The sequence below is a fragment of the Yersinia aldovae 670-83 genome (genome assembly GCF_000834395.1).
In the GTDB taxonomy this organism is placed as follows: Bacteria; Pseudomonadota; Gammaproteobacteria; order Enterobacterales; family Enterobacteriaceae; genus Yersinia; species Yersinia aldovae.
On the sequence record NZ_CP009781.1, the window covers coordinates 2,799,086 to 2,823,301 of the forward strand.

Genomic DNA, 24,216 nt, shown 5'->3' on the forward strand with positions numbered 1-24,216 from the left:
AATGACACTATTAAGCGTTTCAAAAACCTCACATGCAGCCACCGGCCAGTGGCCGGTATTGCTCCCCGCTCTTGGTATTCATATCGCCGCCGGAGGCCGGGCGCAGCCCTGCCCGATGTGTGGCGGTAAAGACCGTTTTCGCTTTGATAATTTGCAAGGGCGTGGCACATGGTTTTGTAACCAGTGCGGCGGCGGCGATGGTCTGAATCTGGTTGAAAAGGCGCTGGCGGTCACGACCAAGGAAGCCGCCTGCAAAGTGGCCGAGGTGTTAGGAGAACCATCGAACCCGCCATTACCGGCACACAATGCCGGTCAGGAAGCGCAGGAGAAAGCGCAAGCACGGCAGCGGGCCGCAGAACAGGCTAAACAACTGCTGACAGCAGCGAGACTACAGACCGGGAATGCCTATCTGACCGCCAAAGGCTGGCCAGAACTGGAGGCGCTGACATTACACGATAAACCGTTGCGTGTTGGGGGTATTACCTATCAACCCGGCGACCTGTTATTCCCCCTGACCGACAGTGCCGGTGAAGTGGTTAATGTTCAGTTGATTAACGCCAACGGTGACAAGCGCACACTGGCCGGGGGACAGGTGAAAGCCGCCTGTCATTTTTTTGCCGGACAGAATAACGCCGTTATCTGGCTGACCGAGGGCTATGCTACCGGGCTAACGGTACATCATCTGACCGGGGAAACGGTGTGTGTCGCGCTCAGCGCTAACAATCTGCCCGCACTGGCGCAACAGTTGCGTACCCACTACCCGGATGCATTGCTATTGTTGGCCGCCGATAATGACGAGAACGGCACCGGCCAGAGCCGCGCAACAGAGGCCGCCCAATTGAGCGGCGGTAAGCTGGCGTTGCCGTCGGTTGTGGGCGACTGGAACGACGTTTATCAGCAGCAAGGTAAACTGGCCGCCCTGACCCAGTTACAGGCATTCAATCAGCCGCAACAGCCCAGCCCGTTTGATACGCTCAGTGACGCCGACCTGAAAGCCATGAGCGCCAGTGAAAAGGCCGAACTATTAGCAGAGCACTATCAGCACTTATTGGCGGTGCCACAGGTGGGTGAAGACCTGTGCCGCTATGAAAAAGGGGCGTGGCAGGTACTGCCATATCGGGTACTCAGCCGGGAGATTGCCGCCTTGTTCCAGAAAATCCGTGCCCCGTTCTCAGCATCCGGGATAAACAGCGTACTCGATACGCTCAAGCTGATGGTGCCACAAATGGGAACACCCGCCCGGCACTTGATAGGTTTTCGTAACGGGGTATTTGATACCACTACCGGCCAATTCGGTGCACACCAGAAAACGCACTGGTTACGTACCGTGAACAGCGTGGATTACACCCCGCCCAAAGCCGGGGAAAATCTGTCCGACCATGCCCCGCACTTTTGGCGCTGGTTAACGCGGGCCGCCGGGCAACAACACGAGAAACAGGAGCGTATTCTCGCGGCGCTTTATATGGTGTTGGCGAACCGCTATGACTGGCAACTGTTCCTTGAGGTGACCGGGCCGGGTGGCAGTGGTAAAAGCGTGATGGCCTCTATCGCCAGCTTGCTGGCCGGGAAAGACAATACCACCTCGGCCACCATCGATACGCTGGAATCGTCGCGGGAACGTGCTTCTGTGGTGGGGTTCTCACTGATTATCCTGCCAGACCAAGAGCGCTGGAGCGGTGACGGTGCCGGCATTAAAGCCATCACTGGCGGTGATGCTGTCGCCATAGACCCGAAATACCGTGATGCCTATTCCACTCATATTCCGGCGGTGATTCTGGCCGTCAATAACAACCCGATGCAGTTCAGTGACCGCAGCGGCGGTGTCTCCCGTCGCCGGGTTATTCTGCCGTTCCCTGAAGTCATTCCGGCCAATGAGCGCGACCCACTATTACTGGCGAAAATTACCGGTGAACTGGCGGTGATTGTACGCCACCTGATGCAGCGTTTTACCGTTCCCAATGATGCCCGTACGCTACTCGAAGCACAGCAGAACTCAGATGAAGCGCTGGAGGTTAAGCGCGGTGCTGACCCGCTGGTCGATTTTTGTGGTTATCTGCTGGCGGTTAATACGCCCAATGGCCTGTATATGGGGAATGCCAATATTATCCCGGCTAATCCGCGTAAATACCTGTATCACGCTTACCTGTCGTTTATGGAGGCGCGCGGCCACCAACGGCCAATGAGCCTGACCGCATTCGGGCGCGCTGTGCCACAAACCTTGAGCGAATATGAAATAGCCTTGTTGAAGCGTAAGACCAATCAGGGGATGCAAACCAATCTGATATTAAGTGAAGACTGCGAGGCTGACTGGTTGCCTAAATGTGAAGTTTTATAAATAGACACAAGGGGAACTAAACCAACTTAAGATTGGATTAGTTCCCCTTGTTATTGTAGATAAAAATCAATATAAATAATTATTATAATTAATTATCATTATCTCGGCCTACCTGAAGTTTCCCTCCTTTAAATTGGATATTAGACCCTGATATACCCTGTAAAAATATTTCATATGGATGTTTTATTTTTTGCTCTCTTTGTGTTCTATTTGTCATCACGGATTTAATAATGGCCACATCATTTTCGTTTAAGGTCTCTTTTAATTTTATTGTATTAATAAGATTCATTAAAAGATTCTGTTTTGACCAGTCTTCTCTTAGGGCTAATATGGTTAATGTTCTGGAATTCGCAAATTTAATAACATAAATTACAAATGCAGCAAAACTGATGTAGAGACCCGACATAGTTAATGCTAGTTGGGTGGGAAACAAGAAACTAGGGTTTTGTTGACTACTGCTTATTACTACGCCGGTAAAAGCAATAACTAACAATAGCATTGTTATATTTACAAAAACAAATAAATTAACCAAAATAGCCTTTAACTTCATTGAGTTTTTGTATTCATCATCAAGCAAATAATCATAGTCTTTTTTTGCACTTAAATTAATGCTCTCATCTATATCAGAACTTATCTTTCCTATCATATCTTTATTGTTTGTTATTTTGAATATTTCATTTTTTATTATTTTTTCAAACTCATGATTAACTTCTGATTTTATTAACTCGGAATTTATTATTTTTTCTTGTAACAGATTTTCTGATATCTTAGATATGGCATTTTCAACTTTATTTATTATATCATTATTTAAATTTATTGAGTTTGTTTTTCTTAATTCTGATTTTAGCTTGTCAATTGTTCCAATTACACCAACTAATTCATCGTCGCCATTAACGGCAATAGTTAATTCATTTACTTTATTTCTTAATTCTTTAATTTCTCGCTGAGTAGACATTACATCATTATCTTTAAAGAAGAAATTCCCTTTAGCAATTACTCTAACTGAGGCAAGTAATGCTATTACAATAGTTAAAGAGCCAATATTATTCATGATAAATAATGCGATTGAATTATAGTTCATGTTACCCCACAGTTATTTAAATAGTATTAATAGATTATATGCGTAAAAATTCTTAACTGGATTTTATACTAAAATTAATAATTAAACCTTATATTAAGTATCACTTGCCCTGGGCAACCCGTGTAAGTGCCTGTGCTGTTACAACTAGAGATAGTTGCCTTAAGCGATTATGAAATATATTTTGTAAAAAGTCTTACGATCGTTTCTGCCGATCAATACGCTGTCATTGATCTGTCTAACCCATTGGACGCTATCAGTTACGACACTTATAGTTGCGTTGTACAAACCTCATACATCCAACACCGGGGAGCAATGTATCAGTGTGTACTCGGGCCTGCTTGCAGGCCTTTCTTTTTTATCCCCAATTCGTCTCACACATCTTGGTACCTCAAAAATAATCACACCGGCCTAGGCCGGTGTTTTTGTATTCAATGGCGACTGTTCACAGCAAGTGACCAGTTTGTATAAACTCGTCACTAACTAATCACTACCTAATTTATTGTATTTAAATGATTAAATTAAAAAGTGAACAGTGTGAACAGTTTTTCTATAAATCTTTTTTTTCTTGGCTGATTTGAATATATACCTATTGAGTTCTTACCCTAATAGTTGTTCAAAATATCACCGCATTAATTATTGTGTATAGGAAAGTGTATAGAATCATACTTCCATTTTAAAATTTTACTTATATATCAATGTATAATGATGTTTTAAGTATTCCTGTGATCTCCGCCAAAGCCTATCTCCCGCTTTCTCTCTCCGTCAATAAATCCTTTTATAATCCGATGGTTGCAACGAAAGCAGTCTGTCTGAATCTACCGTGGTCTACTGGTTTCTACCCTGTGCTGGGGGCATAAAAATAGGGTCTCTGACTTGGCATTTTACAACATCACCGGCTTCGCCCTGAATTTACAAATCGCCGCTAACTTCTCTCTGGTTTTCTTCTGTGGATGAGAATCCTCGGTTTCCCATAGAGATACCGCCGATTGGCCGGAGATAGCATATCTATATAATAAAGACATGTTATTAAAAACAGTATTGACATCCACTACAGAACACGTAGATTGGAATTTAACACCGGTGCATTGAGTAACACGTTATATTTAGCCGGTGTCCATGTAGGCTGATTCAAAATAGTGCGATAAAGGCCACGAAGTATTTTTATATGTGAGAGTCGCAATGGAGTTTTTAAAACGAATTTGTGCGATGATGCTTTAAGGCCACGTAGGAAATATTTACAATCGCATGTTGTGGACGTTAACGCGATGAGTTAAGGCTTTGTTGTTAATAGTAATGTTCGCGATTTGTGTACACAAGTATGAAGTCGAGGATGTCGCGACGAAAGTAAAGCCATGTAGCAAGAGTATATATCGCGAGGGTGATGTACTCATTTAGTCAAGGTTATCATTAACATGGCTAAATGAAATAAACGGGAAGTGTTACTATTCAGTTAATATATTGGAGGGTAAAGTTAGTTATAAGCACCAAATATTCCTGTAGAAACATGTACATCTTTATATGTAGTACCTAAGAGCAGTATTAAGTTATTAAGTTGATTAATGTTTAATTTTAAACGTGTAGTACCTTAAAAGCCCTGACTACCACAGTCGGGGCTTTTATCATTTAGGCTTGAGGCATTTTTATCGTGTAGTCAGTGGGATAGTTGCGTCTGCCTCACCGCTTCATCGCGTTGGTCAACGTAAAAAATCAAGACTGGCCAATTGAGCATCCCAACTTCATCAAGAACTGAAGCTTTTCACCAGTGTTACGTATCGGAATAATAAAATCTCATATTTTACCTTTTTCACTACTCACAATGCTGAGTTTAGTGATGGTTAGCACACGGTCATCTTTGCCACCATAATAATTGACATAAACCAGATAACATCCTTCCAGCATAGAAGGGGGCGTCGAACAGGTACATAGCCTCATTCCAACCATAAGTCGCGAGCCATACTGCTCATCCGGACTACGGGGATGGGCATCAATCAGCTCTGACTTTGCGCTACGGTAATGATCTTAATCAACTAATCCTCATATATGTTATGTCTTCTAATACAGGTTTTTTAGTCAATACATTGAATTTAAATTAGATAGTTTATGGTTTGTTTATTTTGTAGGAATATTCTTACAAGTGATGGTGCTGAGTTCTTACATTAAAGTCTGATTGACCCATGATACATTTCAGTTAACACCTAGTCATAAAATTATTTTAGGTGAGTAGATAAGCAATACTAACAAAAATAAATATAATCTCACGACAGCAATTCAAAACTGTCGGTAATTTTAATTTTAATTTTAATTTTAATTTTTGCACCGATTGACCAGGACATTAATATGAAAAATATACCGATTAGAGTCTTCGAAAAGAAAAGAATAACGATTGTCATCTCACTGGCGCTGGGCCTGTTTTCCGGCCAGATTTATGCTGGATGTAATTTAACTATTTGTACTGACACTACCTTCTGGGATGGTGTCTATGGTGGTAATTACTCAATTACTAATACATTTGATTTAGTCTCCAGCCCGACTAATGCGGTTGTCGGCTTATATAAAAACCAAGCTGGGGAAATGCGATTTGGTAATAATCTCCACATCAGTGTGTCCGGTAACAAGGCTGACGCGATACAGATAAAATCAGGAGCACCCGCCAATAACCCTTCCATTATTACTATTGGCAACAATGCCACTATTTATGCATTAGGGAGTTCCGGCGACGGTATTAATGCCGGTAATAATACCGGTTCAAGCCTCATTACTCTTGGCAGCGATGCAGAAATACTCGCCAAGTATGGGATTGGCGTGCGTGCCAACCTGACCAATACAGCAGGGCAGTATAATAATATTGTTCTGGGTGATAGAGCGCATATCACAACGCAAGGCTCCGCCGCGAATACGGTTGATGGCTTAGGTTACGGTGTCTATGCCGGTAACCGTGAAATGGGCGACACTGGGCAAACGGGTTCAGCCAGTGTAACTCTCGGTAAAAATAGTTCAATTATGACCTCTGGCAGTGCCGCAGATGCGGTTTTTGCCAATAAAAGCGGTGTCGTCAATTTAGGTGATGGCACTACGGTGACAACCACCGGTAATAACGCGAATGGTTTAAATGCAGAAACGGGATTACTCACGAATACCCGTGGCGGTATTATTAATATTTTGGGTGGTTTGGCGATTAATGTGAGTGGCAGTAATTCAAATGCCATTTACGCCACCGGAATTGGTTCAGAAATAAAGTCTTATGATGCGGTAAATAATCAATCTACTGCCGGTATTTTTCGTATTGATGGCAATATCATAGCAGAAAAAAATGGCTTAGTAGATTTGAGATTTATTGATGGTTCTATTTTTAATGGCACAACAAAAAGCCTTGGCAGCACCAGCAGTAATAATGGTGTCATTAATTTGGCGATGAGCGGAAGCTCCAGTGTTTGGAATATGTCTGGTGATTCAAGTCTGACCTCACTGAATTTATCCAGTGGAGCCATTGTTAATTATCTTGAGAATAGTGCTACCTTCAAAACACTGACTGTCACCGGTAATTATCACAGTGATGGCGGTTATATCTATTTTAATACCGCGCTGAATGATGATACTTCAGAAACCGATAAGCTCTTGATCGACGGTAATACTTCAGGAACCACCTACGTTGTGGTGAGAAATGCCGGTGGTCTGGGTAATGAAACGCTCAATGGTATTGAGCTGATTCGGGTAAACGGCGACTCCGATGGTGAATTTATCCAGTCAGGCCGTATTGTTGCGGGTGCTTATGATTACAGCCTCAATCGCGGGCAGGATAATAGCGTAGGCCGCAGTCATGGCGGTGATAACAGCCACTGGTATTTAACCAATATTGCTGATCCGATCATACCGCCAACTGAACCCAAGGAGCCAACTGAACCCAAGGAACCAACTGAACCCACGGAGCCTGTGGTTCCAATCGATCCCACCGACCCGGTTGTTCCTGGTCAGAAGCAGAAAGTCGAGCGGCCCGAAGCCAGTGGTTATGCGGCCAATCTGGCAGCGGCGAACAATATGTTTGTGACACGTTTGCATGACCGTTTGGGTGAGACTCAATATATTGATGCACTAACCGGTGAACAGAAAGTGACCAGCCTGTGGATGCGTAACGAAGGCGGCCATACCCGTTCCAGAGATAGTTATGATCAATTGGGTACCCAGAGTAACCGTTATGTACTGCAACTTGGGGGGGATATTGCTCAGTGGAGTCATAATGATATGGATCGTTTCCATCTGGGGATGATGGCCGGTTACGGTAACAGTAAAAGCCGGACAGATTCCCGCATATCGGGTTATAGCGCACGCTCCTCAGTGGATGGCTATAGTCTGGGGCTATACGGCACCTGGTATGCTAATGAAGCCGATAAGTCTGGCCTGTATCTGGACAGTTGGGCGCAATACAGTTGGTTTAATAACCGGGTTGAAGGGCAAGACTTGGCCGCAGAAAGTTATAAATCCAAAGGTGTTACAGCGTCTGTTGAGACAGGGTATACCTTTAAAGTGGGTGAAAGTTTGCACGGCACCTATTTTATTCAGCCAAAAGTACAGGCTATTTGGATGGGGGTGAAAGCCGATGATCATAAAGAAGACAACGGTACCCTCGTTTCTGGCGTTGGCGATGGTAATATTCAAACCCGCCTTGGGGTGAAAGCCTTTATGCACGGTTATAGCAGCCAGGATAAAGACAGCGAGCGGAGATTCCAGCCATTTGTTGAGGCTAACTGGATTCACAACACCAAGGATTTCGGTACAGTTATGGATAATGTAACCGTTAATCAAGCCGGTGCTGCCAATCTCGGTGAACTGAAACTCGGTGTTGAAGGGCAACTCAATAAGCAGCTGAATTTGTGGGGAAATATCGGCCAGCAGATCGGGAATAAAGGTTACAGCGATACCGGTGTGATGCTGGGTGTGAAATACAACTTCTGATAAGCTAACTTAAAGAGAGCAATACCGGTGATTGCTCTCTTATTATTGCTGTTTCTTCTTTTTCTGCCTGATGGCCCACGCCAGTAAATACTCATCATTAATCAGTAAAATTACCTTGGATCGTCTGCGATATATCCCGCATTTCGGGTATTACAATGTAAAATTAGTGTGAAATATATGTGACTCCGTGCGCAAAAATAGACCAATTTTATGCTGTTTTTATCCGCTAATCCACGTCGAAAATCCTCTCTTCCGCTCTTATTGCAGAACGCAATTAAATATAACTATTTAATTATAAAGATCATTTATATTTTCATCTTCTTGGCAAACCGGGGTTTAATACAGTTTTTCTGGTGCTTGATTGTACTTGTCTATACGAGTATATGTTAATAAACACACAAGGTAAGCAATGTCGTTTGATACCAGAAAAACTTGTTGAAGGAAATTACCGTGACTGCCCAAAACAGATTCCGTGATACCGAGATTCGCGCCCCGCGTGGCACAAAACTGACCGCCAAAAGCTGGATGACCGAAGCCCCGTTACGCATGTTGATGAATAACCTTGATCCCGATGTGGCTGAGAATCCAAAAGAGTTGGTGGTTTATGGTGGTATTGGCCGTGCAGCCCGTAATTGGGAATGCTATGACAAGATTGTCGAAAGCCTCACTCATCTGAACGATGACGAGACGCTATTGATTCAGTCTGGTAAGCCAGTTGGTGTCTTTAAAACGCACACCAATGCACCTAGAGTATTGATTGCTAACTCGAATTTAGTTCCGCACTGGGCTAACTGGGAACATTTCAACGAACTGGACGCCAAAGGGCTGGCCATGTACGGCCAGATGACAGCGGGCAGTTGGATATATATCGGTAGCCAGGGCATCGTGCAAGGCACCTATGAAACCTTCGTCGAGGCGGGCCGTCAGCACTTCGGCGGTAGCCTAAAAGGGCGCTGGGTACTAACGGCAGGATTGGGCGGCATGGGGGGGGCGCAACCGTTGGCAGCCACTCTCGCCGGTGCTTGCTCGCTGAATATTGAGTGCCAGCAAAGCCGTATCGATTTTCGTCTTAAAACCCGCTATGTGGATGAGCAAGCCACCAGTCTGGATGATGCTCTGGCGCGCATTAAAAAATATACTGCCGCCGGCGAAGCGGTTTCCATCGCATTATGCGGCAATGCTGCCGAAATCTTACCTGAGCTGGTTCGTCGCGGTGTCCGTCCGGATATGGTGACCGACCAAACCAGTGCGCACGATCCCCTAAACGGTTATCTGCCAAAAGGTTGGAGCTGGGAAGAGTACCGCCAACGTGCGCAGACCGAACCTACACTGGTGGTTAATGCTGCCAAGACATCAATGGCGGAACATGTTGAGGCGATGCTGGCTTTCCATAATATGGGTATCCCAACCTTCGATTACGGCAATAATATTCGCCAGATGGCACAAGACATGGGTGTCACCCACGCTTTTGATTTCCCCGGATTCGTACCTGCTTATATTCGGCCACTATTTTGCCGTGGTATTGGCCCGTTCCGCTGGGCTGCGCTCTCCGGTAACGCCGAAGACATTTATAAAACTGATGCCAAAGTCAAAGAGCTAATCCCAGATGATGAGCATTTGCATCACTGGTTGGATATGGCTCGTGAGCGCATCAGTTTCCAAGGCTTGCCAGCACGTATTTGCTGGGTCGGTTTAGGGCAGCGCGCGATGTTAGGCTTGGCATTTAATGAAATGGTTCGCAGTGGTGAGCTGTCAGCGCCGATTGTAATTGGTCGCGACCACCTCGATTCCGGCTCGGTCGCCAGCCCTAACCGTGAAACCGAAGCGATGCAGGATGGCTCTGATGCGGTATCCGACTGGCCGCTACTTAATGCGTTACTGAATACGGCCAGTGGCGCGACTTGGGTATCATTGCATCACGGTGGTGGTGTTGGGATGGGCTTCTCCCAGCACTCAGGTATGGTGGTGGTTTGTGATGGTAGCGATGATGCGGCTGAACGCATTGCCAGAGTATTGCATAACGACCCAGCGACGGGCGTGATGCGCCATGCTGATGCAGGCTATGATATTGCTATTAACTGTGCACAAGAGCAGGGGTTGAACTTGCCGATGGTTGCCGCGACTCAAGGGATAAAATCATGAAAATAGGCAATAAAATAATGATATTGCGCCCCGGCCATATGACACTGGCTGACCTGCGGCATGTTTACCAATATCCAGTCCATATTTCTCTGGATGATACCGCTTACGAACCCATTCAGAAAAGTGTGGATTGTGTACAAGCGATATTGGCAGAGAATCGTACAGCGTATGGTATCAACACCGGATTTGGGCTATTGGCATCGACCCGTATTGCTACGGAAGATTTAGAAAATCTGCAACGCTCTATCGTTCTTTCTCATGCAGCCGGTGTGGGTGAACCCAATGACGATGCCATTGTACGCCTGATTATGGTGTTGAAAATCAATAGCCTGGCGCGCGGTTTCTCCGGTATCCGCCTGGAAGTTATTCAAGCATTAATCACGCTGGTCAATGCAGAAGTCTATCCGCATATCCCACTGAAAGGTTCTGTGGGCGCATCGGGTGATTTGGCACCACTGGCACATATGAGTTTACTGCTGTTAGGTGAAGGTAAAGCGCGTTATCAGGGCGAGTGGTTGGATGCCCGAACGGCACTGACAAAAGCGGGTTTAGAACCGCTGACCCTCGCGGCCAAAGAGGGGCTTGCACTGCTTAATGGTACTCAGGTTTCAACGGCTTACGCACTACGTGGCCTGTTTGAAGCTGAAGATCTCTATGCCGCCGCCTCTGTTTTTGGCAGCCTGACTGTGGAAGCTGCGCTGGGCTCTCGCAGCCCCTTTGATGCGCGCATCCATGCTGTACGCGGTCAGCGCGGGCAGATTGATGCTGCCAGCACTTATCGCCACCTGCTCGGTGAACGCAGCGAAGTCTCTGAGTCTCATCGAAATTGTGACAAAGTCCAAGATCCATACTCTTTGCGTTGTCAGCCGCAGGTCATGGGTGCCTGCCTGACCCAAATGCGTCAGGCCGCGGAAGTCTTGGCTATCGAATCTAATGCGGTGTCAGATAACCCGTTGGTCTTTGCTGAACAGGGCGATGTACTGTCCGGTGGGAATTTCCATGCTGAACCGGTCGCAATGGCGGCTGATAACTTGGCGCTGGCGCTGGCAGAGATCGGTTCGTTGTCAGAGCGCCGTATCTCACTGTTGATGGACAAACACATGTCACAGTTACCTCCTTTCCTGGTGGAAAACGGCGGGGTTAACTCTGGCTTTATGATTGCGCAAGTCACGGCGGCGGCGTTAACCAGTGAAAATAAAGGGCTGGCATTCCCATCTAGCGTTGACAGCATCCCTACCTCTGCCAATCAGGAGGACCACGTTTCTATGGCTCCCCGTGCTGGCAAGCGTTTGTGGGAAATGGCCGAGAACGTGCGTGGGATTCTGGCTGTTGAATGGCTGGCATCGTGCCAGGGGTTGGATTTGCGTAAGGGGCTAAAAACCTCAGAGACATTGGAACCCGCCCGCCAGCTATTACGCAAACAGGTCGCTTACTACGATAAAGATCGTTTCTTTGCTCCAGATATTGAAGCGGCAAGCCAGCTTATAGCCCAGCGTCATATGAATGAGTTAATGCCAGCACATCTACTACCCAGTCTGTTATAACGACGGGTCCATTAATAACTAAAAAACCATTAATAACAAAAAATCATACCGATCTATGGGTGGCCCCGATATTCGGGGGCACCCTCTCTGAACCGCTGCCTGCAAAGGCATAAATTGCGAGAATGTACCATGAAGAATGATTCATCCACGCTTAAACGCGGCCTTAGCGCGCGGCATATCCGGTTTATGGCGTTAGGTTCCGCCATTGGTACCGGTCTGTTTTATGGTTCGGCGGAGGCTATTCGTCTGGCGGGGCCAGCAGTGTTACTTGCTTATTTGATTGGCGGTGCGGCCGTATTTATGGTGATGCGCGCGTTGGGTGAAATGGCAGTGCATGATCCGGTTGCTGGCTCTTTTGGTCACTATGCCAGCCGCTATCTCGGGCCGTTGGCCGGTTTCCTGACCGGCTGGACTTATACTTTTGAAATGATCATCGTGGCACTAGCGGATGTGACGGCATTCGGTATCTATATGGGGCTGTGGTTCCCCGATGCACCGCAGTGGGTCTGGGTACTGAGTATCATCTTCTTTATTGGTGCGCTGAATTTATGTTCAGTGAAGGTTTTCGGCGAAATGGAATTCTGGTTATCACTGCTAAAAGTGACGGCGATTATTGCCATGATTGCCGCTGGTCTGGGCATCATGATGTTCGGCTTTGGAGCCGGTCACGAAAGCACGGGGGTCAGTAACTTGTGGTCTCACCAAGGGTTTATGCCCAACGGCATCAGCGGGGTAATTGCATCATTCGCCGTAGTGATGTTTGCCTTTGGTGGTATAGAAATCATTGGGGTAACAGCCAGTGAGGCGAAGAACCCAGAAAAAGTATTACCACGCGCCATCAATACCGTTCCTGTACGTATTCTGCTTTTTTATGTATTGACCCTGTTTGTCCTGATGGCAATTTATCCGTGGAATAGCATTGGGCAAAATGGCAGTCCTTTCGTGGAGATTTTTAGTAGTTTAGGGATCAGCTCTGCGGCTAATATCCTAAATTTGGTAGTTATTACCGCGGCTATTTCGGCGATTAACAGCGATATTTATGGTGCGGGCCGCATGATGTACGGCATGGCGCAGGAGGGGTTGGCACCGAAGTGTTTTAGCCGCCTGACGCGCAATGGCGTGCCTTGGATGACTATTTTAGTGATGGCAATCGCATTATTATGCGGTGTTGTACTGAACTATCTGATTCCAAAAAATGTATTCCTGATTATCGCCTCGATTGCGACCTTTGCAACGGTCTGGGTATGGTTAATGATTCTAATCTCACAAGTGGCGATGCGCCGCTCTATGAGCAAAGAAAATATTGCCAAACTGACATTCCCTGTACCATTTTGGCCAGTGGCACCTATCCTGACTATTATCTTTATGGCCTTTATTATTGCGGTGTTGGGGTATTTCCCTGACACCCGTATAGCCATGTATGTCGGGGTGGCGTGGGTCGTATTAATGACACTGGCCTGGTGGGTTTGGGTGCGTAAAACACCGCCACGTATTATTTCGAAAGTAGAAAGCAGCGAAGCATAGAAGCATAGAAACAGTCATTCTGAATCAGGCCGCTCTTAATAAGATCTGCGGCCTGATTTACTTTCAACGGCAGCGGTGGTTGCACAGAGAAATTAAGTGCCAGTTTAATGAAATTAGAGGGGTTACAGAGGAATTAAGCTATTTATTGTTGTTTCTTTGGCAGTAATAGCCACATATTAGTTTTATTGATACCACACTGTATACCCAGATAATGATTTCCATTTAAAGTACAGCCATGACAATACAGTGATAAACTGATCTTAATTGCGGAAATTTATATACCTACGGAGTAACGGCCCATGCCTACCATAGCCATTAAACGGTGGATAAAACGGATTGTTCTGGTCTTGGTGGTGATGTCCGTTACCCTACTGGCAATACGTATTTACGATACACAACGTGGCCCGAAGCTGGAACTTTGGCATACCTTCGTCCCTCATGAAATGCGTGCTGCTGAGATTGATAAAGCCAGTTGGGCTGATTATATGAAAGCGGAAAATAACGTTTTTGATGAAGTTCGCACTAATGTTACAGAGAAATTGGAGCCAAGAGTTCAGGTTTCTCTAAACCGTTATTATTCTGGCAGCGCAATTTATCCACCACATTTTAAAAATGATTGGAACCGCTCCTATATCCTGCAACCTGACGGCAAACCCAAAGGTGCGGTGGTATTGCTGCACGGTTTGACCGACACGCCTTATAGCTTGCGGCATATTGCTGAAAATTACCGCCAGCGTGGTTATGTTGCGGTGGGGATTCGCTTGCCAGCACACGGTACAGTTCCTGCCGCCCTGACCGATGTTGAATGGCAGGATTGGTTAGCGGCAACTCGCCTGGCGGTGCGTGAAGCTAAAACGTTGAGCGGTGCGGATTTGCCACTGCATGTCGTTGGTTTCTCTAATGGTGGCGCACTGGCGATGAAATATACGCTGGATTCAATGGATGACCCGTCACTGGCGAAACCTGCGAGTGTTATATTGGTATCACCAATGATTGGCGTGACCAGCTTTGCCCGTTTTGCGGGTATTGCCGGTTGGCCGGCTGTCTTCCCAGCCTTTGCTAAAGCGGCCTGGTTGGGGATCGTACCGGAGTTTAATCCTTTCAAATACAATTCGTTCCCGGTGAATGCAGCCCGCCAGTCTTATTTGCTGACCGCTGTGTTGCAACAGCAAATCGCCCGCGATGCGCGCAATAATAAAATGGAAGAGTTGCCACCCATCCTGACCTTCCAGTCACTTATGGATTCAACGGTCAGTACTCGGGCGGTGGTCACTGCACTTTATAATCATTTGCCGAAGAATGGCAGTGAAGTGGTGTTGTTCGATCTGAACCGTGCCGTCAGTTTTGGCCCGTTATTGAGAACCTCTTCTTATACCGCGTTGGCGCGTTTGTTGCCGCCACCGCCACGTAATTACAGTGCAACAGTTATCACCAATGTTTCACCACAAAGTAATGAAACAGTGGCGTTAACGACTTTGGCGGGGGAAACTAACGAGACATCAGTGCCTACCGGCTTGATTTATCCACCGGATATTTTCTCGTTATCTCATGTTGCACTGCCATTCCCGATGAGTGACTCATTGTATGGACGTTATCCTGAGCCGCGTGACCAATATGGTATCAGTCTGGGCACGTTTGCCGCTCGTGGTGAGCGCGCAGTACTGGTGGTAGGTTTGGATTCATTGATGCGTATTTCATCGAATCCGTTCTATCCCTACATGTTGCAACGCATAGACGATAAGATAGACGCACCCGTGCAGTAATGGTACTTCAGAGGCCCCCTTACTGGGGGTTTTTGCCTTTTGAGGGATAAACGTCTAAATCTGGCTTATTATTATAAAGTGCGCGATTTTATCGTGAATTTTCTAACAGATTGTTTTTGAAGTCTATTAACCCAGAAAGGAACATACTATGTCTATCGAAAAAGTCGTATACCGTGCCAAAGCGAAAGCTACCGGTGGCCGTGATGGCCGGGCAACATCCTCTGATGGTGTTTTGGATGTGAAATTGGGTGTCCCGAAAGAGATGGGCGGCGCAGGTGGGGCCGTAACTAACCCGGAACAACTGTTCGCTGCGGGTTATTCTGCCTGCTTCCTTGGTGCGCTGAAATTTGTTGCATCAAAAGAGAAAGTAAAAATACCCGATGATGCCAATATTGAAGGTACTGTCGGTATTGGTGCTATTCCCACCGGTTTTGGTATTGAAGTACAACTTGATATCAGCTTACCAAGTATTGAGCGCAGCATAGCAGAAGATCTGGTGAAAAAAGCCCATGTTGTTTGCCCGTATTCCAATGCCACTCGCGGCAATATTGATGTCACTCTGAACATCAAATAGGTCTTGTCTCCAGTCGCCCGCGAGAGTCTTCTTGTGGGCAATCTTGCTTTTTCTTCGACTTTCGTCATTATCTCCTTATTTTTAAATAAAATAATCTGATAGCTCATCCTCCGATTCCGTGTTGATTCGCTAATTATCCCGCAAATAGTGATTCAGATAACTCTTGCATTTAAAATCAATGGCGTAGTTACTGACCCCGCACTGAACCTGGAGGCGGGTTTACTGTCTGATTGATTCAAGCCGTGAATAGTGTCTTTGGAGACCTGGCGTTTTATGGACAGAGTAAAATCTTTATCGCAGCAAAGTATCTCTTTGTTGCTGGCCTTTTATATTGGTATTTTCCTGAATATCTCTGTCTTTTATCGCCGTTTTGACTCATTTAGCCAAGGTGTCCAAGGTATAAAAGTGGTGTCAGCTATCACAGAAGTGATGGCCATTATTCTGTTTACCTTTTTTGTGATGCGAGTGATCTCCCTCGGTGGACGATGGTTTTATCGTGTTATCGCCACCCTATTGGTATTAATCTCAGTCGCTGCCAGCTATTACATGACTTTTTTCAATGTTGTGATCGGCTATGGCATTGTGATTTCTGTGTTAACCACAGATACAGACCTTTCCAAAGAAGTCATTGGGCTGCATTTTGTTATCTGGATGGTGTTGGTCAGCGCCTTGCCTTTGTTACTTATCTGGAAAAATAACCTGCGACTCACTCTGCTGGAGCAATTCCTGACGCCGGGACAGCGTATCAAACCGATATTATTGATGATAGTTGCGGTCGGGCTGGTTTGGTTGCCTTTACGCTATCTGGATAAAGTACAACACGCGGATGAACAGTTGAATACCGTGGATTTACCCAGTTACGGCGGTGTAGTTGCTCACTCTTATTTGCCTTCTAACTGGTTGGCTGCATTGGGTTTATATGCTTACACGCAATACGATGAAAAGTATGACGCGGCAACGCTGTATGATCCTGCTGAACACCATACTTATGTCGCGCCAGCCGGCATTGATGAAACCTATGTTGTGTTTATTATCGGTGAAACAACGCGTTGGGATCATATGGGGCTGCTCGGATATTCACGCGATACCACCCCGCGCCTGAGTAAAGAGAAAAATTTAGTCGCATTTCGCGGTATCTCGTGTGATACCTCTACCAAGCTCTCCCTGCGTTGTATGTTTGTACGCGAAGGCGGCACAGAAGATAACCCGCAACGCACACTGAAAGAGCAAAATGTATTTTCCGTCATGAAATCATTAGGTTTCACCTCTGAGTTATTCGCGATGCAGAGCGAAATGTGGTTCTACAACAATGCAAATACTGATAATTACTCATTTCGTGAATTGATTGCTTCCGAGAAACGTAATGATGATAAACCCGTTGATGACATGCTGTTGGTGGATGAGTTAAAGGAGTCGCTTGGTCGTTATCCGGCGGGTAAACATTTGGTTGTTTTACATACTAAAGGCTCACATTATCTCTATTCCCAACGCTATCCTCGCAGTTATGCCCGTTACCAGCCGGAATGCATGGGTGTGGATGATTTCTGTAGTAAGCAGCAGTTGGTGAATGCGTTTGATAACAGTGTGTTATATACCGATTCATTTATCGCAAATGTCATTGACCAAATGCGGGATAAGAAAGCGCTGGTGTTTTATGCCGCAGACCACGGTGAGTCAATTGATGATAACTCCCATTTCCACGGTACCCCGCGTGAAATGGCACCACCAGAGCAATTTCGCGTGCCATTGATGGTATGGGCATCGGATAAGTTTTTGGCGCAACCTGATCACCTCACTGCGTTTGAACAATTACAGGCTGAGCAGCGGGTGGGGAAAACCCATCGTCAGGTTGAATTGTTCGACTCGATCCTCGGCTGTTTAGGCTACACCTCACCCGATGGTGGGATTAATGCACAAAATAATTGGTGTCAGGCCCCCGGCCGAAATACTCAACCTGCAATATAATTAACATCTGAAAGTAAAATCTGATATGGATTGATTTTTGATACCAATCCCATCGTCTTTTTTAGGTTGCGGTATACTTCAGCCCTTATCCCTCACTGGCTGGAGTCTTCCATGACTTACCGTGTTGCCTTTATTGATGATCACGACATCGTGCGTTCAGGTTTTGCCCAGCTACTTTCTCTGGAAGATGATATTGAAGTTGTGGGGGAGTTTAGTTCAGCAAAACAAGCACGCGCCGGATTACCGAGCCTACAGGCTAATATATGTATTTGTGATATTTCCATGCCTGATGAGAGCGGGCTGGATTTACTGAAAGACCTCCCTTCTGGAATGGGCGTTATTATGCTGTCGATGCATGACAGCCCGGCGTTGGTCGAAATGGCGCTGGAGCGCGGAGCTAAGGGATTCCTCTCCAAACGTTGTAAACCGGAAGACTTGGTTAATGCTGTCCGAACCGTTGGCAGTGGCGGAGTGTATCTGATGCCTGAAATTGCCCAACAACTGGCGCGCATTGCAGTCGATCCCTTAACCCGCCGTGAGCGTGAAGTTGCCGTATTGTTGGCACAAGGTATGGAAGTGCGTGATATTGCGGAATCGTTGGGTTTGTCGCCAAAAACCGTCCATGTTCATCGCGCCAACTTATTTTCCAAGCTGGGTGTTAGTAATAATGTTGAGCTGGCTAAGCAGGTATTGAATCTATGATGCAGCGTTTATTCATGTTGCTGGCGCTATTTTTCATTTATACCACGGCTGCATTCTGCTTATGGTCAATTGGTACACAGTTTGTTGATTTGCCCCTACAGTCGCTTTTGTTGTTTCCGTTTGGTTTGCGGGTAGGGATTTTAATACAAAGTCCACGTCAATACTGGCCTGGTGTCCTGCTAGGAGATGTCTTTCTGTGGTGGCTGATCACCGATCAGTTCGGTTACTTACATCTGTTGTGGTTTGCTATTCCCCTGTTGCTGGTGACGACGTTAGTCGCGGTCGTCGCGTCTCCGTGGTTATTACGCCATCAACAGAGTGAAAGTGAATGGCAATGGCCACTGATGCAAGGTGTGGTCATTTTTATCACTGCGTTGATACAGGCGCTGGGCTGGCAAATTGCCATAGGGAAAGGAGCAATGGCCCTATTGATGGGGCTGGTGGGGGGCTTTACCATCGCGCCAACCTGCTTACTTTTGTGGCATTATCTGGCCCGCCAAATTTGGTTGCCGCTGGAGCCGGGGCTGATTTATAAACCGGTTAACCTCCGCTTGCGCCATATCATTTGGTATTTGCTGTTATTTGCACTCAGTATCTGGTTGCAGTATCAGGTCACAGAAACAGATTTACACTTATTTGTGCCGTTCTGTCTGATTATTCCTATCGTGTTTATGTCTTACCGCTATGGTTGGCAAGGGGCTTTAGTAGCGACACTGCTTAATGGTATCGTGCTGCTGATCAATGCGCCTGTACACATGGATTCTCATCGTGATCTATTGTTGTCTCTATTGGCACAAAGTTTAACGGGTTTATTGCTGGGGGCTGGAATCCAGCGTCAGCGCGAGTTAAACCATCAATTGCAAATACGGCTGAATGAGAATCGTGAACTGGCGAAAGCATTAGTGGTGGCCGAGGAACATGCTCGCCGTGATGTTGCGCGTGAGCTGCATGATGAGGTCGGGCAAACGGTAACTGTCATCCGTACTCAGGCCAGTATTATCAAGCGGTTGACGACACAACCGCCAGTTCTGGGTAGTGCTGAGATGATAGAGACATTGGCGTTACGGGTTTACGACGGTGTCCACGATATTTTAGCCAAGTTATGGCCTGCGGCATTAAATAACCTGCCGCTGTCAGCCGCTGTTGCGGCATTGATACGTGAGCTAATCCCACAGGATCAATCGGTCGTCGGGGTGCTTAACTGGCAACTCGATGATTCTCCGATGGATGAGACACTGAAAATCACCCTATACCGCATCTGTCAGGAGGGGGTGACTAATGCCTACCGTCATGGTGCTGCTAAACGGATTGAGATTAACGCGCGGCAGGATAATCAGCAGATCTTTCTGACCATCCGTGATAACGGAAAAGGCATCGATTTAGCCAGCTTAACGCCGGGCTATGGATTGCGGGGTATGCAGTCACGGGTGAGTGCTTTGGGCGGAAGTTTTACGCTCAGTGTTGATAATGGCACCTGTCTAAATGTGACCTTGCCCGCAGTTTCTTTGTCAGCTAATGAAAACTAAGAAATATTCTCGTTTTTTGTGGGTATTTTTCTCATTGGTTTGGTGTGTCCGAGGCACATGATGACTCTACTTGTAAAATTTTCTGAGGTTCACATGTGGTTTTTCCTCAAAAGTCACGATAACGTGCCGCCGGTGACGGATCAAAAGCAAATTGATTCGACTTATAAATATTGGCGTATTCAATTAATGTGGACGATGTATATCGGCTACGCTGCGTTTTACTTCACCCGTAAAAGCTTCAACTTCATTATGCCTGCCATGCTCAGTGATCTGGGGTTGAGCATGTCGGATGTCGGGATTTTAGGCACGCTGTTTTATATCACCTACGGCTGCTCTAAATTCATCTCCGGTATGATCAGTGACCGTTCAAATCCGCGCTACTTTATGGGGATTGGGCTGGTTATGACCGGGATTATCAATATCCTGTTCGGTATGAGTTCGTCGCTGTTGGTGTTTGGTGCCTTATGGATACTTAATGCTTTCTTCCAAGGCTGGGGATGGCCGCCCTGTTCCAAAATCCTGACGACGTGGTATTCACGCTCAGAGCGCGGTGGTTGGTGGGCCATGTGGAATACGTCGCATAACTTTGGCGGTGCGTTAATTCCCTTGTTGGTTGGTTTTATTTCGCTGCATTTTAGCTGGCGCTACGGCATGATTATCCCCGGAATTATTGGTGTGGTGATTGGTTTGCTGATGTGCTGGCGGTTGCGTGATAAGCCGAGCACGATGGGGCTGCCAAGTGTGGGTAAATGGCGTAATGATACGATGGAGCTGGTGCAGGAATCGGAAGGCCAGGGCTTATCGAACAAAGAAATTGTGAAACGCTATGTGTTAACCAATAAATATATCTGGTTGCTGGCCGTGTCCTATGTGCTGGTTTATATCGTGCGTACTGCCATCAACGACTGGGGCAACCTCTATCTGACGCAAGAGAAAGGCTATTCGTTGATGACCGCTAACTCGGCGATCTCCTTATTTGAAGTGGGCGGTTTTATTGGTTCACTGGTGGCCGGTTGGGGTTCTGATAAGTGGTTTCGTGGTAACCGTGGGCCGATGAACCTGATTTTTGCTATTGGTATCTTCCTCTCTGTCGCGTCATTGTGGATTATGCCAGGCGTCAGTTATGTATTGCAGGCAGGTTGCTTCTTTGCCATCGGTTTCTTCATCTTCGGCCCACAGATGCTGATTGGTATGGCTGCCGCTGAGTGCTCTCATAAGGATGCCGCAGGTGCCGCGACGGGGTTTGTTGGCCTGTTCGCCTACTTAGGAGCCGCGTTGTCTGGCTATCCTATTGCTCGTGTGATGGAAGTTTGGCATTGGAATGGCTTCTTTGTGGTGATTTCGGTCGCGGCCTGTTTATCTGCCTTCTTCTTGCTGCCTTTCTTGCGGGCGCAGTCGCCTGAGTTGAAACCAGTCAGAGCTTGATTCAAGGCGACATGATGGGGTTTTAACCGTGAGTGGCGTTTTTAACAGCAGTTACTCGCGGGTTGTTAAAAAATGATTGACGCCCCAGAGTGGTAGCAGTAAGATGCGCCCCGATTCGGCGAGTAGCGCAGCTTGGTAGCGCAACTGGTTTGGGACCAGTGGGTCGGAGGTTCGAATCCTCTCTCGCCGACCAAATTTAAGAACCCTGACTGTCAAGTCAGGGTTTTTTTTCGCCTTTTTCTGGCAAATTTGCGCATCAACCCTGTTTTACTCATCGGCTGAGTCAGCCCCCTTTTGGTGAGCGGATCATCTGTTTATACCTCTTCCGGCATAATGCACAGATTATGGGCACTCTTTTGGTGCGACTTCATATGAAGCCTTGCCAGAGTTTGGTTGGAGGAGGGAGCCACATCTGACTTTCGCTTTTTTAACGGCACGCAAGATGTTGGCGGATATGGCTGAATGTGACAGCATTCACGTCACTTATCGGCTGTCGTAGCAGCATTTCCTCCTGTTTTCTGTCGAAACTACAAAAAAATCCGAACGGATATGCATCATTTGGCAACAAAGTTTTTCTGTTTGTCATTGGATGTTGCCACTGCTTTATTTAAGTTAGCCAGTCGATTGAACTGGTAACTCAGCGCTAGCATAATTTTTCATGCTAATAATGTTAACGGGAGGTTTTTTTTATGTTTGCTCGCTGTTTCTCATTGTCTCGATAAATCCACTCAGACCGTATTGACGTTGCCATCAACAGTTGCCAAATTGGTAGCCTCAGGGGGAGTAATCGAGAGCAGTTTGGCTGATTTAACACATCCAATATTGTGGTCGCGATAGGTTCTTATCCGGCATCTCAATCCCACATCCCTACGGCCAATGGGCCAAAACGGTACAGTCCGCGGACTAAAAAATTATAGGGTCTGGCCGTATACACAACACACATCACCATAATGGAGCACAAGCGATGACGATTTCCTTGGGAAAAACAGGGATACTGAAATTCGGTATTGGGCTGATTGCACTGACCGTAGCGGCCAGTGTACAAGCAAAGACATTGGTTTATTGTTCTGAGGGTTCTCCGGAAGGTTTCAACCCGCAGCTTTTCACCTCTGGCACCACTTATGACGCAAGTTCAGTTCCTATCTACAACCGTCTGGTTGAATTCAAACTCGGGACTACCGAAATTGAACCTAGCCTGGCTGAGAAGTGGGATGTTAGCGAAGATGGTAAAACCTACACTTTCCACCTGCGTAAAGGGGTGAAGTGGCAGGATAACAAAGGCTTCAAACCGACCCGCGATCTCAATGCCGATGATGTGATTTATTCTTTCATGCGTCAGAAAGATGACAAACACCCGTACCATAAAGTGTCTGGCGGCAGCTATGAATACTTCCAGGGTATGGGGATGGGTGATTTGATCACCAACGTGGTTAAAGTTGACGACAACACGGTTCGCTTTGAACTGGCGCGCCCAGAGTCTCCATTCCTGGCTGACCTGGCGATGGACTTCGCGTCAATTCTGTCGGCTGAATATGCTGACAACATGCTGAAAGCGGGTACACCGGAAAAAGTCGATTTGAACCCTATCGGCACCGGCCCGTTCCAGTTGCAACAGTATCAAAAAGATTCTCGCATCCTGTACAAAGCCTTTGATGGCTACTGGGGCACCAAACCGAAAATTGATCGTCTGGTCTTCTCTATTACCCCAGATGCATCAGTGCGTTATGCCAAATTGCAGAAAAATGAATGTCAGATTATGCCATATCCGAACCCGGCTGACATTGCTCGCATGAAAGAAGACAAAACCATCAATCTGATGGAGCAACCGGGCCTGAACGTCGGTTATCTCTCTTTCAACGTTGAGAAAAAGCCACTGGATAATGTCAAAGTTCGTCAGGCATTGACGATGGCGGTAAATAAAGAAGCGATTATCGAAGCGGTTTATCAAGGTGCTGGCCAGGCGGCCAAGAACTTGATCCCACCAACTATGTGGGGCTACAACGATGATGTGAAGGATTATGCTTATGATCCGGCTAAGGCGAAAGAGCTGTTGAAAGAAGCCGGCCTGCCAGATGGTTTCGCCATCGACCTGTGGGCAATGCCAGTTCAGCGTCCGTACAACCCAAATGCACGTCGTATGGCTGAAATGATCCAGTCTGACTGGGCGAAAGTGGGCGTGAAAGCCAAAATCGTAACCTATGAGTGGGGCGAATACCTCAAACGTGCCAAAGACGGCGAGCATGAAACGGTGATGATGGGTTGGACTGGGGACAATGGGGACCCGGACAACTTCTTCGCGACTCTGTTTAGCTGTGATGCGGCCAAACAAGGTTCTAACTACTCCAAGTGGTGCTATAAGCCGTTTGAAGACGTGATCCAGCCGGCACGCGCTGAAGCTGACCATGACAAGCGTGTCGCACTTTACAAGCAAGCTCAGGTTGTGATGCACGATCAAGCGCCAGCGCTGATTGTGGCTCACTCAACCGTGTATGAGCCGGTGCGTAAAGAAGTGAAGGGTTATGTGGTTGATCCGTTGGGTAAACACCATTTCGAGAACGTGTCCCTGGATTGATTTTAACCTTGTAGACAACCGGTGAATGTGTGTAAAAGCATATTCGCCGGTTTCGTATTTAGGTTAAGACAGATACAGATGTGAGCCATATAAGCTCTCCCAATAAGTGTTAT

At 46.7% G+C, this 24,216-nt stretch carries 13 protein-coding genes, 1 tRNA gene and 1 pseudogene; 13 read left to right on the forward strand and 2 right to left on the reverse strand.

What is annotated here, in order from left to right:
• Nucleotide 1: 1 nt before the first annotated feature.
• Entirely contained in the window at nt 2-2,335 is a 2,334-nt protein-coding gene (locus AT01_RS12735) for a primase-helicase zinc-binding domain-containing protein (RefSeq protein WP_042547414.1), read from the forward strand.
• An 88-nt stretch (nt 2,336-2,423) separates the two neighbouring features.
• Here AT01_RS12735 and AT01_RS12740 read toward each other — a convergent pair whose 3' ends face one another.
• Nucleotides 2,424-3,416 (reverse strand): hypothetical protein, encoded by a 993-nt coding sequence (locus AT01_RS12740; protein WP_042547415.1) that lies wholly within the window; start codon nt 3,414-3,416, stop codon nt 2,424-2,426.
• Between the two features lie 881 nt (nt 3,417-4,297).
• Nucleotides 4,298-4,405, reverse strand: a pseudogene (locus AT01_RS22295) (transcriptional regulator); the annotation flags it as partial.
• A 1,348-nt stretch (nt 4,406-5,753) separates the two neighbouring features.
• Between AT01_RS22295 and AT01_RS12745 the strand changes: the two are divergent.
• The 12 genes from AT01_RS12745 to dppA all read left to right on the forward strand — a co-directional run bounded on the left by AT01_RS12745 (nt 5,754) and on the right by dppA (nt 24,103).
• Nucleotides 5,754-8,366: an autotransporter outer membrane beta-barrel domain-containing protein gene (locus tag AT01_RS12745; RefSeq protein ID WP_042547416.1), complete on the forward strand. Its 2,613-nt coding sequence runs from the start codon at nt 5,754-5,756 to the stop codon at nt 8,364-8,366.
• A gap of 450 nt (nt 8,367-8,816) precedes the next feature.
• On the forward strand, nt 8,817-10,508 hold the full coding sequence (hutU, locus tag AT01_RS12750) for a urocanate hydratase (RefSeq protein ID WP_042547417.1): 1,692 nt from the start codon (nt 8,817-8,819) through the stop codon (nt 10,506-10,508).
• On the forward strand, nt 10,505-12,052 hold the full coding sequence (hutH, locus tag AT01_RS12755) for a histidine ammonia-lyase (RefSeq protein ID WP_042547418.1): 1,548 nt from the start codon (nt 10,505-10,507) through the stop codon (nt 12,050-12,052). Before hutU ends, hutH begins: the two co-directional genes overlap by 4 nt.
• A 129-nt stretch (nt 12,053-12,181) precedes the next feature.
• On the forward strand, nt 12,182-13,576 hold the full coding sequence (locus AT01_RS12760) for an amino acid permease (RefSeq protein WP_004699562.1): 1,395 nt from the start codon (nt 12,182-12,184) through the stop codon (nt 13,574-13,576).
• 299 nt (nt 13,577-13,875) lie between these two features.
• Nucleotides 13,876-15,339 (forward strand): alpha/beta hydrolase, encoded by a 1,464-nt coding sequence (locus AT01_RS12765; RefSeq protein ID WP_042547419.1) that lies wholly within the window; start codon nt 13,876-13,878, stop codon nt 15,337-15,339.
• 148 nt (nt 15,340-15,487) lie between these two features.
• Nucleotides 15,488-15,913 (forward strand): organic hydroperoxide resistance protein, encoded by a 426-nt coding sequence (locus AT01_RS12770; protein ID WP_042547420.1) that lies wholly within the window; start codon nt 15,488-15,490, stop codon nt 15,911-15,913.
• Between the two features lie 273 nt (nt 15,914-16,186).
• On the forward strand, nt 16,187-17,878 hold the full coding sequence (gene eptB, locus AT01_RS12775; protein ID WP_042547421.1) for a kdo(2)-lipid A phosphoethanolamine 7''-transferase: 1,692 nt from the start codon (nt 16,187-16,189) through the stop codon (nt 17,876-17,878).
• A 111-nt stretch (nt 17,879-17,989) separates the two neighbouring features.
• Nucleotides 17,990-18,580, forward strand: a complete 591-nt coding sequence (uhpA, locus tag AT01_RS12780) for a transcriptional regulator UhpA (RefSeq protein WP_042547422.1) — start codon at nt 17,990-17,992, stop codon at nt 18,578-18,580.
• Nucleotides 18,577-20,106: a signal transduction histidine-protein kinase/phosphatase UhpB gene (uhpB, locus tag AT01_RS12785; protein WP_042547423.1), complete on the forward strand. Its 1,530-nt coding sequence runs from the start codon at nt 18,577-18,579 to the stop codon at nt 20,104-20,106. The genes uhpA and uhpB overlap by 4 nt, the downstream gene beginning before the upstream one ends.
• A 93-nt stretch (nt 20,107-20,199) precedes the next feature.
• Nucleotides 20,200-21,531, forward strand: coding sequence for an MFS transporter (uhpC, locus tag AT01_RS12790; RefSeq protein WP_042547424.1), 1,332 nt, complete (start codon nt 20,200-20,202; stop codon nt 21,529-21,531).
• Between the two features lie 116 nt (nt 21,532-21,647).
• Nucleotides 21,648-21,724: transfer RNA gene (locus tag AT01_RS12795), tRNA-Pro, on the forward strand.
• A gap of 771 nt (nt 21,725-22,495) precedes the next feature.
• Entirely contained in the window at nt 22,496-24,103 is a 1,608-nt protein-coding gene (dppA, locus tag AT01_RS12800; protein ID WP_042547425.1) for a dipeptide ABC transporter periplasmic-binding protein DppA, read from the forward strand.
• The last annotated feature ends 113 nt before the right edge of the window (nt 24,104-24,216 follow it).

What these genes read in the sequence shown, in the direction of transcription:
- dppA (WP_042547425.1), top strand. Translation starts at nt 22,496, where the DNA reads ATGACGATTTCCTTGGGAAAAACAGGGATACTGAAATTCGGTATTGGG.
- AT01_RS12770 (WP_042547420.1), top strand. Translation starts at nt 15,488, where the DNA reads ATGTCTATCGAAAAAGTCGTATACCGTGCCAAAGCGAAAGCTACCGGT.
- hutH (WP_042547418.1), top strand. Translation starts at nt 10,505, where the DNA reads ATGAAAATAGGCAATAAAATAATGATATTGCGCCCCGGCCATATGACA.
- AT01_RS12760 (WP_004699562.1), top strand. Translation starts at nt 12,182, where the DNA reads ATGAAGAATGATTCATCCACGCTTAAACGCGGCCTTAGCGCGCGGCAT.
- AT01_RS12735 (WP_042547414.1), top strand. Translation starts at nt 2, where the DNA reads ATGACACTATTAAGCGTTTCAAAAACCTCACATGCAGCCACCGGCCAG.
- AT01_RS12740 (WP_042547415.1), bottom strand. Translation starts at nt 3,416, where the DNA reads ATGAACTATAATTCAATCGCATTATTTATCATGAATAATATTGGCTCT.
- AT01_RS12745 (WP_042547416.1), top strand. Translation starts at nt 5,754, where the DNA reads ATGAAAAATATACCGATTAGAGTCTTCGAAAAGAAAAGAATAACGATT.
- eptB (WP_042547421.1), top strand. Translation starts at nt 16,187, where the DNA reads ATGGACAGAGTAAAATCTTTATCGCAGCAAAGTATCTCTTTGTTGCTG.
- uhpA (WP_042547422.1), top strand. Translation starts at nt 17,990, where the DNA reads ATGACTTACCGTGTTGCCTTTATTGATGATCACGACATCGTGCGTTCA.
- uhpC (WP_042547424.1), top strand. Translation starts at nt 20,200, where the DNA reads ATGTGGTTTTTCCTCAAAAGTCACGATAACGTGCCGCCGGTGACGGAT.
- uhpB (WP_042547423.1), top strand. Translation starts at nt 18,577, where the DNA reads ATGATGCAGCGTTTATTCATGTTGCTGGCGCTATTTTTCATTTATACC.
- AT01_RS12765 (WP_042547419.1), top strand. Translation starts at nt 13,876, where the DNA reads ATGCCTACCATAGCCATTAAACGGTGGATAAAACGGATTGTTCTGGTC.